We start from the raw sequence: 16,405 nt of genomic DNA on the forward strand, positions 1-16,405 counted from the left end.
AGTTTTTTGTATGAACGGCAGCGTTGTGCTTATTTTGCAGGCACGGCGTTCACAGCCTGTTGATCCTTCAGTTGATGTTGTCCCGAGACAACCACCTGTTCATCTTGCTTCAAGCCATCGGTGACCTCCTGGTACATTCCGTTCAGGCGGCCCAATTGTACATGCCGTTTCTCCACCTTGCCGTCGGCGAAGGTGAAGACGAAGGTATTGCTCTCTTCCCGAATGATTGCGGTGGTCGGGATGGTAAGCACCTCTTGCTCCACTTCATCAGTAAGCCGCAGCTGAACCTTGGTTCCCGGTTTCAACGCCAGCTTTGCATTATCGCTCTGCAATTCCAGTGTATAGGTCCGCAACTGGGTGTCCATAATGTCAGCGAGATAGACGATCTTGCCCGTATACAGCTGTCCTGGCATGTCGGGAGCATAAAATGCCAATTCTTCTTTGCCCTCGATCAGTTTGCGGTTCTCTTCGGTGATGCTTGCCGTCAGCTTGATCGGGTTGATTTGCTGAATCTTCCCGACAATCCCTTGACTGACTGTCATGCCCGATTCCACTGAGAAGTCGGTCAGGACCCCGCTAATAGGGGCGGTGACCTTATAGTTCTTTAGCGTACGCTCCAGTTGTTGCATATCAATTTGGGCCAGTTGAATTTGATCCTTTAACGGCTGTAAGGCCTCGGGATCGTTCTGGTTAGCAAAATTGGCGTCTTTCAAGCTTTGTTGTGCTGTGCGCAGCGCAATCTGGGCCTTCTGCTGCTGCAGCTTCACGTCAGTGGGGTCCAGCTCAAACAGTAATTCACCCTTTGTTATCTGATCGCCCCGCTTTTTTAACGATTCCAGCACTTCGCCGCTAGCTTTAACGACAATATCCCGCTCTTCCGAGGAGATGACCAGGGCAATCGTCTCCTGGGGTTCCCCGATACTTCTTACATCAGCTTGGCTGATCTTTACGGACGGCGTTTGCACGATCTGCTGAGCTTCTGTTTCAGGACTCTCTGATTGGGTGCATCCCGCTATGGCGATGGACCCAAGAGCCAGCAAGACACATCCTATGACGAGTTTATTCCACTTGGTTCTATTCATCGGCGGTCAATCCCTCCTCGTTGTTAGCGATTGATGCGGTATCCCGATTTCTGTGGAACAAGCGCCCAATCGATTGTTTAGTTGCCTCGATGATTTCATAAATGACAGGAACAACAACCAGCGTCAGCAGCGTTGATGAGACCAGCCCGCCGATAACGACAACAGCCATTCCTTTGGAAATAATCGCGCCCCCTTCGGTTAGACCGAGGGCGAGCGGCAGCATGGCGACCATGGTCACAACAGCGGTCATGATAATCGGCCGCAGGCGTAGCCCCCCGGCTTCAATCAGCGCATGCCGAACGGTGTATCCGTCCTCGCGCAACTGCTGCGTCCGGTCGATCAAGAGAATGGCATTGGTGACGACAATCCCGATCAGCATCATGAAGCCGATTAATGAAGTAATACTGATAGATTCGCCGGTGACAAGCAATCCGATAAGCCCGCCGATGACAGCCAGCGGCAGCGAGAACAGAATGACGAAAGGAGCGCTCGTATTGCCGAAGGAGATGACCATGATCAAGTAAACGATAAATACGGAGGCTGCCATCGCTACAAATAATTGAGAGAAGCTCTCCATAATATCCTCATTGACCCCGCCAAGTTCTCGGGATACACCGTCTGGAAGCGGCACTTGATCCAGAGCCGCAGCAACCTGTGAACTGATCCCGCCTTTGTTCTTACTGTCAATCTTGGCCGAAATGGTCACAACTTGTTCCTGATTATTGCGCTGAATGCTGGAAGCTGCATCGATGATATTCAAGCTCGCTATTTCTTTCAAATATACGATCGATCCATTTGTCGATGGGAAAGGGATATCACCAAGCTTAGACAAGGTGTCCAGTCCGGTTTTCTCCAACTCCACCGTCGTCGTATAAAGCGTGTTATCCAGCTTCAGCTCGCCGATTTTATCCTTCATCAGCCAGCTGCCAACCATTTGCTGTACACTTGAGGCGCTTAGCCCGTATCGCCAAGCTTTATCCTGGTCAACTTCTATTTCCAGTTCTTGTTTGGCATCGCTTAACGAGTCCGTAACCTCGGTCAGTTCGGGGAATTCCTGCAGCTTCTCTGTTAATAAAGCAGCAGCCTCCGTTAACTGGTTCAGGTCGTCCCCTTTCAGCGAGTACGCAAAGTCTGAGGTTCCTCCTCCGCTTTCCAGCGATCTTACGTCAAGCTCGGCCTCTTCAGGCAACTCAGCGAGCAGAATCGCTTTATAGTCTTCCTGGACTTCCTTCACCTTACTGCCTTCGCTAACCTCGGTGAAGATCTGCGCGCGGTAAGGAACCGGATCGGATGAATTGTTATACCCGATGAGTGATTCAATAAACGTAAATTGCGGTTCTCCACTGGCATCCCTGGCTTCTTGCAGGATGTCTTCCAGATTCTTCACCTTGACATTCATTGTGTCCAGCGAGGTTTCATAAGGCATTTTAACAACATAGTAAAAAGCCCGTGGGGGTTCTTCCTCTGGAATCAAGGTAACCGATAGGAACGGTATTGTGCCGACAATCGACGCAATAAACAGAAAACCCGCTGCCAGCAAGGTTTTGATCCGGTGGTGCAGCGACCACTCCAGAACCCTGCGGTAAATCACCGACAAGCGTCCTCCGTTGTTTTCGGCATGTTTGATTGTCGCTCCGCGCAGAACCATCAGTTTGGCCAGCATGGGAATTACAGTCAGGGCCACGAGCAGGGAGGACAGCATAGCGGTGGACAAGGTGATGGCAAACGGCTGAAACAGCTGGCCAACCATGCCGCTGATCATCCCCAGCGGAGCAAATACACCGACAGTAGTCAGCGTAGAGGAAGTAATGGCTGCTCCAACTTCGCGTGTAGCCAGCTTGATTACGGATTCATCTCGCTCCTGCGCCTTTTGCAGGTGGGAATATATATTTTCGATAACCACGATACTATCGTCTACGACCCGGCCGATTGCAATGAACATACCGCCCAGTGTCAGAATGTTCAAGGAAATGTCCAGAAGATGCATGACGATCAGTGTAATCAAAATGGATAATGGAATTGAAACCAATACAATCAGCGTCATGCGGATATTGCGCAAGAACAGCATAATGATTAATGCGGCGAGCAGCGCGCCAGCCAGTCCCTCATGTACCATACCGCTAATGGAAGAGCTGACTTGCACCGAATCATCGTAGACTGTTTTGAACTGGATGTCCGGAAGCTCCTGCTCCCACTTTTCAATCAGGGCTTTAATTTCACCAGCAAATTCCACGACATTGGCATCGCTCGTCTTATAAAGCTGAACCCCGATGGCCGGTTGTCCGTTAAGGCGGGCCACAAAGTTCGATTCAGATATCGACTCAATTTGGCCGAGCTGACCTAGCCGTACACGGGTTCCCTGTGGGGTGAGCAGGTCCATATTCTTCAGCGTATATATGCTGTTGGTATTGCTTGTTACCCGGGCCATCAGCGGGCTGCCGTCAATTTCTACCGCCCCGGCAGGCAAGGAAGTCATATTCTGGCGCATTTGGGCTGATACCTGAGCGGGAGACAGTCCAAAGGCATTCAGCTTGTCTGCATCCAGGCTGATGCTAAGGGTTGTCTCTCGCGACCCGATTTCGTCCATATGATCATAGCCATCGATGGCTTCAAACCCTGGCTTGATCTCATTGGCGAACCATTGATCCAGCTCGGTTTGACTCATACCGTTCTCCGCAGAGAGCGCCAGATAATAAGCCGGAATGGAGGCGAAGCCATAGGTAGCTGCTTGCGGGGCTCCAGCAGCATCAGGGAGGCTAACCTCTTCAAGCAAGCTGTCGATATCCAGCTTCTTCTGTTCAGGATCAGCGTTTTCGGTCAAATAAACAATAATTGTCGAGAAGTTGTCGCTGGAGGTGGAGTCAATGGACGTGACTCCATCCATGCCAGCAATCCTCTTCTCTATGGGCTTGGTAACTTGCTCCATGACATCACTGGGGGAGCCTGGATATTGCGTTGTTATAAAGACAACGGGAACGGAAATATCCGGCATCACCTCTGTTTTTAATTGCCCAGTAGAATACAGGCCCCCGATGAACAACATAAGGATCATGATGATCAGGGCGCCTGTATTTTTCATGGAGAAGCTGGTGAGTTTGTTCATGGCAATCCTCCTATCTTGGGATAGACTACCAAATAAATATGAACTGAATGTGAATAATGAGGGTTGAAAGTTCAGGGGCTATAATAGGGAAGGATTACAGTGATCTCCGTTCCTCCTCCGGGTTCACTCTGAACGTTGATATGGCCGTGATGCAGGTCAATAATTTTTTTGGCGATGGCCAGTCCAAGGCCGTTGCCTTGATGAGCGCGGTTGCGAGAACGATCCGCTTTATAAAACCTTTCAAAGATTTGTTGTTGATCCTCTGCAGAAATACCGATACCTGTATCTTTGAATGTGATGGAGACGTGGTGGAAGCCCATAACAGCGGAAATAGTAATTGCTCCACCTTCGGGGGTAAACCGGATGCAATTCCCGATCAGGTTAATCCATACTTGATTCAACTGGTCGTGATCGCCGTAAATTTTGATGAGCGGCAAATGTAAGGTGATGCCGATCTGCTTAGCCGACCACTGAGGTTCAAAGGCAACGACAGCTTGTCGGATTTGTTCATCCAGACGGAATGTTTCAGGGTGGAAGGGATGATGCCTGGATTCAAGGGAAGCCAGCTTCAGCAAATTTTCGCTCATGCGCGACATTCGCTCGCTTTCCGAAATAATGATATTTAAATAGCGGTTTCGCGCTTCCTCATCCACTTGCTCTTCTCTCAGCGCTTTGGCAAAGCCTCGAATCGAGGTGAGCGGCGACTGAATTTCATGAGATACGTTGGATACAAAGTCCTGCCGCATCTGCTCTATCTGCCAGAGTTGCTTGCGCATTTCGTCAAAGCTCTGAACCAGGACGCCAAGCTCATCTTTGCGTCTAACTTTCAAGTCCGTACTGAAGTCGCCCTTGGCCATCCTCCGGGTAGCTTCTGTCATTTTGCGCAGGGGATAGATTAAAAAGCCGGCCTCCACAATAAAGAACAAGCTGCCGCCCACCAGGAAAATGGCCATCATGGTCAGAAGCATGCCCCCCAGCGGGTAGCCAAGCTGATTGTTAGCAAAGGACTCCAGGAACATGGCGTATGCTTGACCCTCATGTTCGAAGCTTAACCCGACATAGGAGAGGCCGCCGCTATCTTCATCTTCCCCCCGGACAATTTGTCCTTGCTGGACCTCACGAATCTGCTCCTCGCTGACGGGAATATTATGCTGGTCGCCGTACCTTTCAACCTGCAATTGCTCATCATAAATCTGCACGCTAATCATGTTGACCATCTCTCGAATATCTTCCATCACCAAAGCCCGGTTCTCCAGTCCGACACGTTCGAAGAGGCGAATCAAGCTTTGTCCTATCGTAATCATGTATTTCTCGGATTGTTCCTGGAACGACCGATTATAAAGATAGCCGGTAATCATGGCCGAGGCGAGCAAGCTGACCATGATAGCCGTCAGGAACATGGCGACGATACGGATATATAACGATTTAATCATTTTCCACCACAAGCCGATAACCCAGGCCGTAGACGGTGCCGATCTGGAACGCCGGAGGGATATCGCCACTGCTGCCGGCAAAGCGCTCCCGCAGCCTTTTGATATGGACATCGATCGTACGGTCATCCCCGGCATAATCTGCTCCCCAAATTTGCTCGATCAACTGCTCACGGGTGAAAATTTGCCCCGGGTAGCTGCCCAGCTTAAACAGCAGCTCGAACTCCTTGGGCGGCAAGGCTAGCTCCTTATGGCCATAGGTTACTTTGTAAGTTTGGCGGTTCAACTCGATGTTTCCAACCTGAACGCGGGATGAAGCGGCAATTTTGTAGCGCTTGAGCAGCGCTTTGACACGCACGACCAACTCAGGCGGATCAAATGGCTTAACGAGATAATCATCGGTGCCAAGGTTGAAGCCTTTTACTTTTTGGCTGGTTTCGCTTTTGGCGGTGACCATCAGCAGAGGCGTGTCCGGATATAACCGCCGCAGCTCTCTGCAGAGCTCCCAGCCATCCATCATAGGCATCATGATATCCAGCATTACCAAATCCGCCTTGTACTGTTTCATTTTTTGTAATGCGTCTTCGCCATGCTCGGCCTGAAGCAGCTCAAATCCTTCCTTGGCTAAATACAAGCCGATTAACTCACGTATATTGGGATCGTCGTCTACGATTAATATAATGGCCATACGGCGATGTCCTCCTCATTATTCTTCTGATGCTAGTGCAGTCTCTCCAGAAAATCTTATCAGTTCCTTGAAGGGACATGCAATACATTTCCCCCGTGGCCCTCCGGGCCGATAGCTGATGCGGCTTTGAATATGGTAAGATAGAGAGATAACAAGCCCATGGCTGAAAGTTTGGGGTGAATCTGGTTATGCAAGGTAAGATTTTAGTAGTGGATGATGAACAGCCCATTGCGGATATATTGAAATTTAATCTGGAAAAAGAGGGCTACGAGGTGGTGCTCGCTTTTGACGGTATTAAGGCGGTAGAATTGGCTTTCTCCGAGCAGCCTGACTTGATTCTGCTGGATTTGATGTTGCCCGGCAAGGACGGGATGGATGTGTGCCGGGAGGTGCGTGCCAAGCTGCAGACCCCAATCATCATGCTAACGGCCAAGGATGGGGAAATCGACAAAGTGCTGGGCCTTGAATTGGGGGCTGATGATTATGTGACCAAGCCCTTCAGTACGCGTGAGCTGCTGGCTCGGGTGAAGGCGCATTTGCGGCGGCAGCAGAAGCAGACGGAAGTGGAAGGTACGGAAGAAGCGAGACAGGGGATCAGCCTATTTGAATTGTTTATAGATACGGATATGTATACGGTTCACAAGAATGGAGAGCCGCTTGATCTGACGCATCGGGAGTTCGAGCTGGTGCATTACCTGGTGAGAAATGCCGGAAAGGTAATGACCCGCGAGCATTTGCTGCAGGCGGTATGGGGATTTGAATATTTCGGCGATGTGCGTACGGTCGATGTGACGATCCGGAGACTGCGCGAGAAGATTGAGCAGGATCCGAGCAAGCCGGAATACATCCTGACGCGCCGGGGACTCGGATATATGATGCGGAGCTCCAAAGCGGGTGCATTCTAGCATGAAGCTGAGGCTGCCATCCCTCTTTCGCACGATCCAGGCGAAGCTGATTCTTGTCTATGTGCTTTTGATCCTGATCGCGATGCAATTGATCGGGGTTTATTTCGTAAGCGCGATGAAGACTTCGCTGACGAGCAATTTCACGAAGGAATTGCAGGAGCGGGCGGAGCTTCTCTCCGTGCTGGCGGCGCAAAACTTAGGCGTGACCGGAGACTCGGCGGAGGAGTCGATGGAGAATCTCCGCGTGCTGGTGAACAATTTGTTCAGCATCAACGGGGCCGAGATTCAGGTGCTTGATGCAAGCGGCAAGGTGCTGACGACATCGAAGCCGTCCCATGCCGACTATGTGGGCACCAAGAATACGCAGACCGTTGTCAATCGGGCCTTGCAGGGCATTCGGGACAACGAGGAATATATCATCGATGAAGACAACATCCGCAAAAAGGTGGTGGCCAAGCCGGTCACCAGTGACGGTAAGATCGTCGGAGCAATATACATCGCCGCTTCCTTGAACGAGCTGTACGATACGATGGAGCGGGTGAACAACATTTTCATCTCGGGCATCCTGCTCGCTTTGGGATTGACGGCCGTTCTTGGCGTAATTCTGGCTCACACCATCACCTCGCCGATCAAGGAAATGACCCGGCGGGCGACGGCGGTGGCCGAAGGACAGTTCCATCAGAAAATGCCGGTGCTCGGCGATGACGAGATCGGGCAGCTCAGCAAGGCGTTCAATTATATGACAAGCCGGCTAAGAGATGCGCTCGCGCAGAATGAAGAGGAGAAGGAGAAGCTGGCTTCGATCCTTACGAATATGAGCGACGGCGTGATTGCCGCCGACGAGAACGGTACGGTGATTCTGATGAACCGCCGGGCCGGAGAAATGCTGTGGATCGGAGAGGAGCCGACAGTAGGAAGCGATATGATCTCGCTTCTCCATCTTTCTGACGAAGAGCGCGAAATTATCCGGCGGGGAATTATGCATTCTACCCTGCTGGAGAATGAGACCCCGGAGGGGGATGTCTTCCTCATTCGGGTGACCTTTACGCCGATTCATCGGCGGGAGACCGGCATCGTCGGAACGATTGCGGTGCTTCAGGACGTCACCGAGCAGGAGAAGCTGGAGGCTTCGCGCCGGGAGTTCGTGGCGAATGTGTCGCATGAGCTGCGCACGCCGCTGACGACGATCAAGAGCTATACCGAGGCCTTGGAGGACGGGGCGATGGAGGATCCAGAGCTGGGCTTGAAGTTTGCTTCGGTCATTCAGAACCAGACGGACCGCATGATCCGGCTGGTAACCGACCTGCTGCATCTGTCCAGACTCGACTCCAAGGAAGCCCAGTTGCGCAAGCAAATGACGCCCGTGCTGGAAATGCTGGAGGATGTGGCCGACCGCTTTTCCTTCCAGATGCAAGAGAGAGGTATCAAGCCGACCCTCTTTGTGGCAAATGGTGTGGATTCCGTATGGATCGACCGCGATCAGATCGACCAGGTGCTGGACAACCTGTTCTCCAATGCGATGAAGTATACGCCGGAGGATGGAACTATCGCGATTGAGGCTCGAATCACGGAGGACCATATGCTGGCGATTTCGCTTCAGGATAATGGGATCGGTATTCCGCGCAAGGATCTGGACCGGATCTTTGAGCGCTTCTATCGGGTGGATAAGGCAAGATCGCGCAATATGGGCGGCACAGGTCTCGGACTGTCGATTGCCCGGGAAATTGTCCGGGCCCATGGCGGGACGATCTCGCTGCAATCTGAGCTGGGGAGCGGCACACGCGTAACCTTTACGCTGCCGCTGCAGGAACAAGGAGGCGATGGGCGATGAAAGAATCGGTGAAATCGCTGGTGCTCACGCTGCTTGTGCTATGCAGCCTTGTCCAGAGCTATTTCCTGATCTACCGGCTGCCGGGCAGTGACCCGGTCGTCAAGACAGAGAGCGATTATATCAAGACAGAAAATATGGGCCAGGAATCGGATGCGGAGAGCATGCTGTTCCCTTCGCAGATCGCGATTCATCTGGGCGAGGACCGCCATACGATTTTCTATCCGGAATCGGCCTTTTATAACCTGATCTACTCCCGGCTGAAGGGCCGCCAGTTTGACGGCTTCCAGCGCTATGCGCTGGATAATATCAACTGGAATGAGATCCGCAGCAGCCATACCGGACTTGAACTGGAATTCGACGAGGGTATTCCTGTCGTCCTGCTGCAGCGCGTCATGCAAATTGTACCGGACCCGCTGTTTGACGGGGAGACTGTCAGTCGGATTCTGATCTATAACACAGATACGGACGATCAGGTGCGGGTATTCTTCTTCAGCTCGCAGGGCGATGTGGTGTATGAAGCGACCAAGGCAGACTTGACCGTGCAGGATGTGCGTCAACAGGCGGACTTCGGCAAGGAGTGGGTTCCATACACGCTGGAGAACGGAAACTATATTCCCGAGCAGCCGATAAGCATGGTAGAAGCCGGACTGAACATGGATACATTCACAACGGATCAAATGCAGAGCAGTCTGTTCTTCGACCCGAGTATTACCCGATATATTCGGGAGAAGGACGGCTCGGAAATTTACACGGACAGTAAGCGAAGCTTGCAGGTGCGGCAGAACCGCAACTGGATTAACTATACCGATCCTGCGGCTCCATCCGCGGGAGAGAACAATCCGGGACGAGATGTCCTATCGGCGGTGGATTTTGTGAATGAGCATGGCGGCTGGAACGGGCTGTTCCGGCTGGATCAGACGAATGGAGCCAGCGATGGTCAGCATACGATTGTGTTCCGGCAGTATTACGGTACAGGTCCCTATGGAAGCTTCCCGATTGTCGATCTGCCGTCCTTCCACTACAGCGAGATTACGCTGAATATGAGGCAGGGTACGATTACCAGCTATGAACGTTCTTTGATCTATGCAGATGAAGGCGAATGGCGAAAGGAAATTGTTGAGCTTCCCGGCGGAGATGATCTGCGGGAGCGGATCGCTGCCTTGAAAGAGGGCTCGTCGATCCTGAAGCTCTATCCGGCCTACTTCCCTTCCTTGACCCAGGAGGGACTGCTATTGAAGCCGGTCTGGGCGGTAGAGCTATCCAATGGATCGACAAGGATTCTATATTGATGAGGAGGTGTTCGGATGGATTCTGGACGGGCGAAAAATGTATTGATTTATGCCTTCCTGCTGCTCAATCTGGTGCTGGGCTATCAGCTATGGAACGATCTGCAGGAGCAGGCGGACTCCAGTCCGGACTTCTCCTCTCTGGAGACAAGCATTCAGAATGCCATGGATGCCAAGGGGATCCGGGTGTTAGCCAAAATACCGGGTGAGACGCCCGAGCTCGGCAAGATTTCGTACCGCTTTCTAGAGGGCGGGCAGAACGGCAAAATGATCCAGCTGGACAATCCGGTGGACAGCAAGCTGATCTTCAGCCCGAAGGAGCTGGCAGCGGCCCTGAAGCAGCAGCTACCGAATCTGACAAGCTATCAATATGACGAAATCGCCAGCGGACCGGGAGAGTTTGTACTGCATCCGTTAGTGGATGGACAGTGGCCGCTGTTCAAAATTGACCTGAAGCTGTATTACAGCAACCAGAAAATTATTTCTTATCTGGAGCAGGGAATTGAAATTGCGGATGCGGAGGATGGCAAGCGTCAACGCGTCCTGTCGGCCTCGAAGGCACTCGGCAATTTGATTGAGAATTTCCTGCCGGAGGGCTCGGTCGTCACACAGATTGATCTCGGTTATTACGGTGAAGTGTTCGATTCGGATGCCCACCTGCCGGCTGCGCCAGCGTGGCGCTTCCTTCTGGAGAGCGGCAAGGAGTACTATGTTCAAGGCATCAGCGGGGACGTCATCAGTCCGAACACAGAGAAGTAGAGGGGTAGTGGAGGAACATGGGACTTAAATTTACGGTGCTGTCGAGCGGATCAACAGGGAATGCAACGCTCGTAGCGAATGGGGAAGTTACACTTATGATCGACGCGGGCTTCAGCTGCCGGCGAATTGACGAGCTGCTACGGGAGCGCGGGGTGACGGGGACGGAGCTGAACGGAATCCTGATTACCCATGAGCATTCCGATCATATCAAGGGGCTTGGAGCCGTGGCACGGAAATATAACCTGCCGGTCTATGCCAATACGGAGACGTGGAAGGCGATGGAGAAGTCGATCGGACAGATTCCGGAGGAGAACCGCTGTCTGCTCGGCACCGGAGAGACGCGCGATTTCGGATCGCTTCGCGTCGAATCGTTCGCCATCTCGCATGATGCCGCCGAGCCGGTTGGTTACAGCTTCTATGACGGCAAGGAGAAGCTGAGCGTGTGCACAGACCTGGGCTATGCGAGCGATAAGGTCAAGGCGGCGATCGCCGATTCGGATGTGCTCGTGCTGGAGGCGAATCATGATGTAGAGATGCTTCGGATGGGACGGTATCCCTGGAACATCAAGCGGCGGATTCTCGGCGATATGGGACACTTGTCCAACGAGGCGACCGGCGAATTGATGAGCGAGCTGATGAATGGCCGGCTCAAACGGACCTATCTGGCTCATCTAAGCCGGGAGCATAATATTCCGGACCTGGCGCGGATGGCGGTTCGTTCCTCGATGGAGGATCGAGGCTGCTTTTATAAGGACGGTGAATTCCAGCTAAGAGATACTTATTACGATCGGCCTACACCGTGGGATGTGTTGAGCGAGCTGTAGGGGACAAAGAAAAGCGTTTCCGAAATCTTTAAACCGGGAACGCTTTTTGCTTTGTGATTGCCCTACAACTCCCATCCCGGCAAATACGCCTTGGTGTTGTTCAGCATCGTGGTGAACGGCTTTTCCGCTTGGTCCGGGGTGAGACCGGAGAGCAGCGGGTCGTTCATGAAGGCGCGGAAGGCGAGAGCCCGGTCTTGGTTCAGGGCTGCTTTTAGGGTAGCCTCCTGGTTGTAGACGTGGCGGGTGACCAGATTGTTGATGTCTTGCGGCAGGCAGCCGGCGACTATCGGCTGGACACTGTCCGTGCCTTTACTCCCGTTCCGTCTGCGGCGGCACCTCTAAAGCCGGAACGGTGATTTCGACTATTGTGCCGAACCCCGGTTTGCTCTGCATGCGGAATGCAAAGGAATGCTCGAAGGTCAGCCGCAGCCGTTTGCACGTATTAATCAATCCGACGTGCTCCGTGCGCTCTTCATCGGACTGGAGACGTTGCACGATGCTGCGCAGTTGCTCCTGAGGGATCCCGTTTCCGTTATCGATTACGATGATCATCAGACAGTCGCCTGTCCGCTTCAGTTTCACCTTGATCTTTCCGGGGCCAGCCTTTTCCTTGATGCCGTGATAGATGCTGTTCTCGATCAGCGGCTGCAGAACCAACTTGATGGTATATAAAGCGATGATATCCTCCTCGTACTCGAAAGTTACATCGAACTTGTCCTTGTATCTTTTTCGCTGAATATTCACGTAGCTGACGGTGTTGGCCAACTCCTCGCCCCAGGTGACAATCTTGGTCGGATCGCTGAACGAATAGGATAGAATGTCCGACAAATCCTCAATCATTTCGCTCGCTTTGTTCGGCTTGCCGGTCAGCGCAACGGATTCCCAGTACACCGAATGCAACGTGTTATACAGGAAATGCGGGTTGATCTGGGACTGCAGCGCCAGCAGCTCCGTCACCTGAAGACGGTATTTTTTCTCCAACAGCTGGGTTTTGATGTACCGGTGCTCGATAAAATGCGTAATCATGTTCTGAATGATGTAGGAATACTCATCCTTCACTTTGCCGGGCGGCATGAGCGGCATGCGGCTGTCGTCGGCGGATTTGATCAGCGTCCGGATCATTTTAAGCTGCATATGGTTGCGGCGAAGGAGATAATACGTCAACAGAAACCCGAAAGCGATCGAAACGGTCACAAAGATCAGGGTATAATAAACAATCTGCGTCGGCGTTTTGTACAGCTCGGCATGCGGAATCACCGAGACGTATTTCCATTTATACCGTTCGGATTCGACTTTCGTCACGTTCACTTTTCCCTGCGCGGTGTTCATATCGAAGAAGGATGCAGGATTGCCCGCGATCCGCTCGATGTTCGCATGCTGCAACTGCCCGCCTTGGTGGTTGGAGAAAATAACGTGGTTCTCCTCATCCAGCACGAACAACTGTTGGCCCGGGTATTTCGTGATGTCGTCGAGGATGCCTTCGATATACTTCGGCTTGATGTTCAGGATAATGGCGATTTTCTGCGGCACCAGTACGTTATAGAAGGTGACGATCGGCGTCGCGTGGAACTCGAAATCGTAAAACTTGATAGCCCGGCGCGAGGTCCATTTGGCAGGCGGCCCCGAATAATCCATAAACGTGTCATACCAGGCGGTATCGTAAAATTGATCCAGCGTTACCAAGCCGCCCACCGATGACAAAAACCGGTCGTAAGGATTGTTGACGTATAAGTAAAAGGACTGAATATAAGGCTTGGAGCTTGTGAACCCATTCAGATAGCTGTAGATGATTCGGTACGAAGTGGAGCTTTCATAGGTGTAGTAAGGATTTTTCAGGACGTCGGACAGCTCGTTGAAAATTTCCGTATTATCGTAGAGTGCCAGATACAGCGTATCCAACTCGTTCAGGATCATTTCCAGCTGGGTTTTTGACTGTTGCAGCAAAAAACTGCTGTTCTGATTGATATCCTTTTTGATATCATGCTGCGTGGTGATGAAAGACAGAGAACCGAGAATGACGATCGGTATAAGCAACGGAATAAGGAAGGCGGTCAACTGCTTGACGAAATATTTTTCTCTCATACGCTCCCTAGGCCGCTGTTCCGATATTCGCTAGGTGTTTGGCCGTAATAACTCTTGAACGTTCGCGCAAAATTTTTGGCGTTGCTGTATCCGACCATTTCACTGATTTCATACGTTTTGTAACTGACGTCCCGGAGCAGGCGAACCGCCATTTCCATTTTGGTCTTCAGCAGGTAATCGGAGAAGTTTTGTCCCGTCTTTTGCTTGAAAAAAAAGCTGAGGTAGTTGGCGTTCATATGCACCAGCCTGGCCACCTCCTCCAATGAAGCATTCTTATAATTGGTTGTGACGTATTCCTTGATTTTCCGAATAATCAGGCTTTCCTCGCCCATGCCCCGGCTCGGGATCTTCGGCCCGGTCGTTTCCGCGGCGGCTTCCGCTTCCATCTCTTCTTTGATTTTGCCGAATACGTCCATGAGTACGTGGTATTTGGCCGGTTTGAGTACATAATTTTTGACCCGGTAATGCAAGGCCTGCTGGGCATACTCGAAATCCCGGTAGCCGCTGAGAAAGACAATCTTGATATCACTTCGCTGATTGAACAGCTGCTCGGTCAGTTCGATGCCGGACATGACCGGCATCCTGATGTCGGTCAGGATGGCATCGACGCGTTCCCCCTTTGCGATGAACCGGAGCGCCTCCTGTCCATTATTCGCCTGGCCGACCACCTGAAAGCCGACCTCACTCCACGGAAAATAACTGGACAACGCTTCGCGCGTCTCCGCCTCATCATCCACGATCAACAGGTTATACATCCGCTCACCCCGGCTCTTATGAAGTAAAATGTAACTGCTTACATGATTATATCAGATCGCCGGGAATGGGCTGTAAGCTATTTATCATCACGGCGGAAACATCTGAAAAAACGATACATTTTACAACAAGAAGATACCCAAGACCGAAGATTGCCTAGAAAAAGATACCTTTTTCTAAGAGTGGCTACCTTTATCGGAGGCAGAATTCGACATTATAATAAAAGCGCTTACAAAAAAGCGGTCAAAAAGGAGAATGAATAATGAGAAGAAAAAAGATGTGGGCACTCAGCTTGGCCATGGTACTCCTTCTTACGCTTCTTGGCGCCTGTTCTTCCGGGGGAAACAACGCAGTGTCAACGTCTTCCAGCAATACGGGCACGGAAGGGAGCAACGGGGAGGCAGCCAAGCCGGTAACGCTGCGCTTCAGCTGGTGGGGAGGCGAGGACCGGCATGCGGCCACGCTGGAGGCGATCGAGGCCTACAAGAAAATCGCTCCGAACGTCACGATCGAAGCGGAATACCAGGGTTTCGACGGGTACGAACAGAAAATCAAAACCCAATTATCGTCCGGTACTTCGGCGGATATCATGCAGTTGGACCTGCCGTGGTTGCAGGAATTGGTGGCCAAAGGAGACTTTTTCCTTGATTTGATTGCGCAGGAGGGCTTCGACGCTTCGGGGTTCGACCCGGACTTTCTGAGCAACTTCGGTCTCTATGACGGCAAGTTGATGGCTGTTCCGACGGGCGTAAATGCGTACTGCCTGATTATCAACAAGACGCTCGCCGATCAGCTTGGCATCCCGACCGATATCCAATGGGACTGGGATACCTTGTATGAGCAAGGCAAAAAGCTGCATGAAGCGGACAGTGCCAAATACTTGCTGTTGGCCGACCAGGCCGCTCTGAGCCAAGACTTCCGCACGATGCTGAAGCAACGCACGGGCGAGCAATGGATCAAGGAAGATTATACGGTCGGCTTCGCCAAAGAGGATGCCGCCGCCGTCTTCGGATGGTTGCAGAAAGCGATGGAAGCGGGGGTTTATCAACCGCTCGGGGAGGCCGATCTGTTCTTCGGCAAGTTGGACCAGAACCCGAAATGGATCAACCAGCAAATGCTGATGACCACTTCGATGAGCAGTACGCTGCCAACTTTAAAAACAGTGTTGCCGGAAGGAACGGAAATCATCACGGCGCTGCCGGCGATTGCCAAGGACGCCAAAAATTCCGGTGTTGTTGTCCGGCCGTCCCAGTTGTTCGCTATCAGCAACAACAGTGAACATCAGGAAGAAGCGGTAAAATTCCTCGACTGGTTCATGAACGACCCGGAAGCGGCCGTCATTCTCGGGGGCGTACGTTCGATTCCTCCGGTCAAATCGTCGCAGCAAGCCGCCGTGAATGCGGGAAAAATCGACGCTGCGATCACGAATGCGGTTGATCTTGGACTCGAACACGCGGGAATTGTGGATAACAGTATCTCCACCAATTCGGAAGTCGCCAAAATTTTGGACGATGTGGTACAGAAGGTCAGCTACAGCAAATCCACACCGGAGCAAGCCGCGGATGAACTGATCGCCAGCTTGACGTCCAAACTGGCTGAAATCAAGGATCGTACACAATAGACCATACAAAATAAACAGAGGGTAGGAAGGGAGAGAGTCCG

12 protein-coding genes and 1 pseudogene are annotated in these 16,405 nt (G+C 52.0%); 6 read left to right on the plus strand and 7 right to left on the minus strand.

Features of this window, described 5'->3' with window-relative positions:
* Nucleotides 1-29: 29 nt before the first annotated feature.
* The 4 genes from KI362_RS21280 to KI362_RS21295 all read right to left on the minus strand — a co-directional run bounded on the left by KI362_RS21280 (nucleotide 30) and on the right by KI362_RS21295 (nucleotide 6,303).
* Entirely contained in the window at nucleotides 30-1,082 is a 1,053-nt protein-coding gene (locus tag KI362_RS21280) for an efflux RND transporter periplasmic adaptor subunit (RefSeq protein ID WP_301630283.1), read from the minus strand.
* Nucleotides 1,075-4,185, minus strand: coding sequence for an efflux RND transporter permease subunit (locus KI362_RS21285; protein ID WP_301630285.1), 3,111 nt, complete (start codon nucleotides 4,183-4,185; stop codon nucleotides 1,075-1,077). The genes KI362_RS21280 and KI362_RS21285 overlap by 8 nt, the downstream gene beginning before the upstream one ends.
* A 71-nt stretch (nucleotides 4,186-4,256) precedes the next feature.
* Nucleotides 4,257-5,729: a sensor histidine kinase gene (locus KI362_RS21290; RefSeq protein WP_301630286.1), complete on the minus strand. Its 1,473-nt coding sequence runs from the start codon at nucleotides 5,727-5,729 to the stop codon at nucleotides 4,257-4,259.
* Complete coding sequence (locus KI362_RS21295) at nucleotides 5,611-6,303, minus strand: response regulator transcription factor (protein WP_301630288.1); 693 nt, start codon at nucleotides 6,301-6,303, stop codon at nucleotides 5,611-5,613. Before KI362_RS21295 ends, KI362_RS21290 begins: the two co-directional genes overlap by 119 nt.
* A 188-nt stretch (nucleotides 6,304-6,491) precedes the next feature.
* Here KI362_RS21295 and yycF point away from each other — a divergent pair, with 188 nt between their 5' ends.
* The 5 genes from yycF to KI362_RS21320 are packed head-to-tail and all read left to right on the plus strand — an operon-like array spanning nucleotide 6,492 to nucleotide 11,908.
* Nucleotides 6,492-7,208 carry a response regulator YycF gene (gene yycF / locus KI362_RS21300; RefSeq protein WP_301630290.1) on the plus strand — a complete coding sequence of 239 codons (717 nt, stop codon included), beginning with the start codon at nucleotides 6,492-6,494 and terminating at the stop codon, nucleotides 7,206-7,208.
* Nucleotides 7,209-7,215: 7 nt separating this feature from the next.
* Entirely contained in the window at nucleotides 7,216-9,039 is a 1,824-nt protein-coding gene (gene walK, locus KI362_RS21305) for a cell wall metabolism sensor histidine kinase WalK (RefSeq protein ID WP_301630330.1), read from the plus strand.
* Entirely contained in the window at nucleotides 9,036-10,328 is a 1,293-nt protein-coding gene (locus tag KI362_RS21310) for a YycH family regulatory protein (protein WP_301630292.1), read from the plus strand. Before walK ends, KI362_RS21310 begins: the two co-directional genes overlap by 4 nt.
* Nucleotides 10,329-10,343: 15 nt before the next feature.
* Complete coding sequence (yycI, locus tag KI362_RS21315; RefSeq protein ID WP_044481538.1) at nucleotides 10,344-11,084, plus strand: two-component system regulatory protein YycI; 741 nt, start codon at nucleotides 10,344-10,346, stop codon at nucleotides 11,082-11,084.
* A 17-nt stretch (nucleotides 11,085-11,101) separates the two neighbouring features.
* Nucleotides 11,102-11,908: an MBL fold metallo-hydrolase gene (locus tag KI362_RS21320; RefSeq protein ID WP_301630295.1), complete on the plus strand. Its 807-nt coding sequence runs from the start codon at nucleotides 11,102-11,104 to the stop codon at nucleotides 11,906-11,908.
* Between the two features lie 62 nt (nucleotides 11,909-11,970).
* Here the strand turns inward: KI362_RS21320 and KI362_RS21325 are convergent.
* The 3 genes and pseudogenes from KI362_RS21325 to KI362_RS21335 all read right to left on the minus strand — a co-directional run.
* A pseudogene (locus tag KI362_RS21325) lies at nucleotides 11,971-12,201 on the minus strand (alpha-glucosidase/alpha-galactosidase); the annotation flags it as partial.
* Between the two features lie 16 nt (nucleotides 12,202-12,217).
* Nucleotides 12,218-13,990, minus strand: a complete 1,773-nt coding sequence (locus tag KI362_RS21330; protein WP_301630297.1) for a cache domain-containing sensor histidine kinase — start codon at nucleotides 13,988-13,990, stop codon at nucleotides 12,218-12,220.
* The gene (locus tag KI362_RS21335; protein ID WP_301630298.1) at nucleotides 13,987-14,745 is read right to left on the minus strand and encodes a response regulator transcription factor; all 759 of its coding nucleotides are present in this window, start codon (nucleotides 14,743-14,745) and stop codon (nucleotides 13,987-13,989) included. Before KI362_RS21335 ends, KI362_RS21330 begins: the two co-directional genes overlap by 4 nt.
* Before the next feature lie 260 nt (nucleotides 14,746-15,005).
* Here KI362_RS21335 and KI362_RS21340 point away from each other — a divergent pair, with 260 nt between their 5' ends.
* Nucleotides 15,006-16,364: an ABC transporter substrate-binding protein gene (locus KI362_RS21340; RefSeq protein WP_301630300.1), complete on the plus strand. Its 1,359-nt coding sequence runs from the start codon at nucleotides 15,006-15,008 to the stop codon at nucleotides 16,362-16,364.
* Nucleotides 16,365-16,405: the final 41 nt, after the last annotated feature.

It is taken from the genome of Paenibacillus apis (assembly GCF_018333295.1).
In the GTDB taxonomy this organism is placed as follows: Bacteria; Bacillota; Bacilli; order Paenibacillales; family Paenibacillaceae; genus Fontibacillus; species Fontibacillus antibioticophila.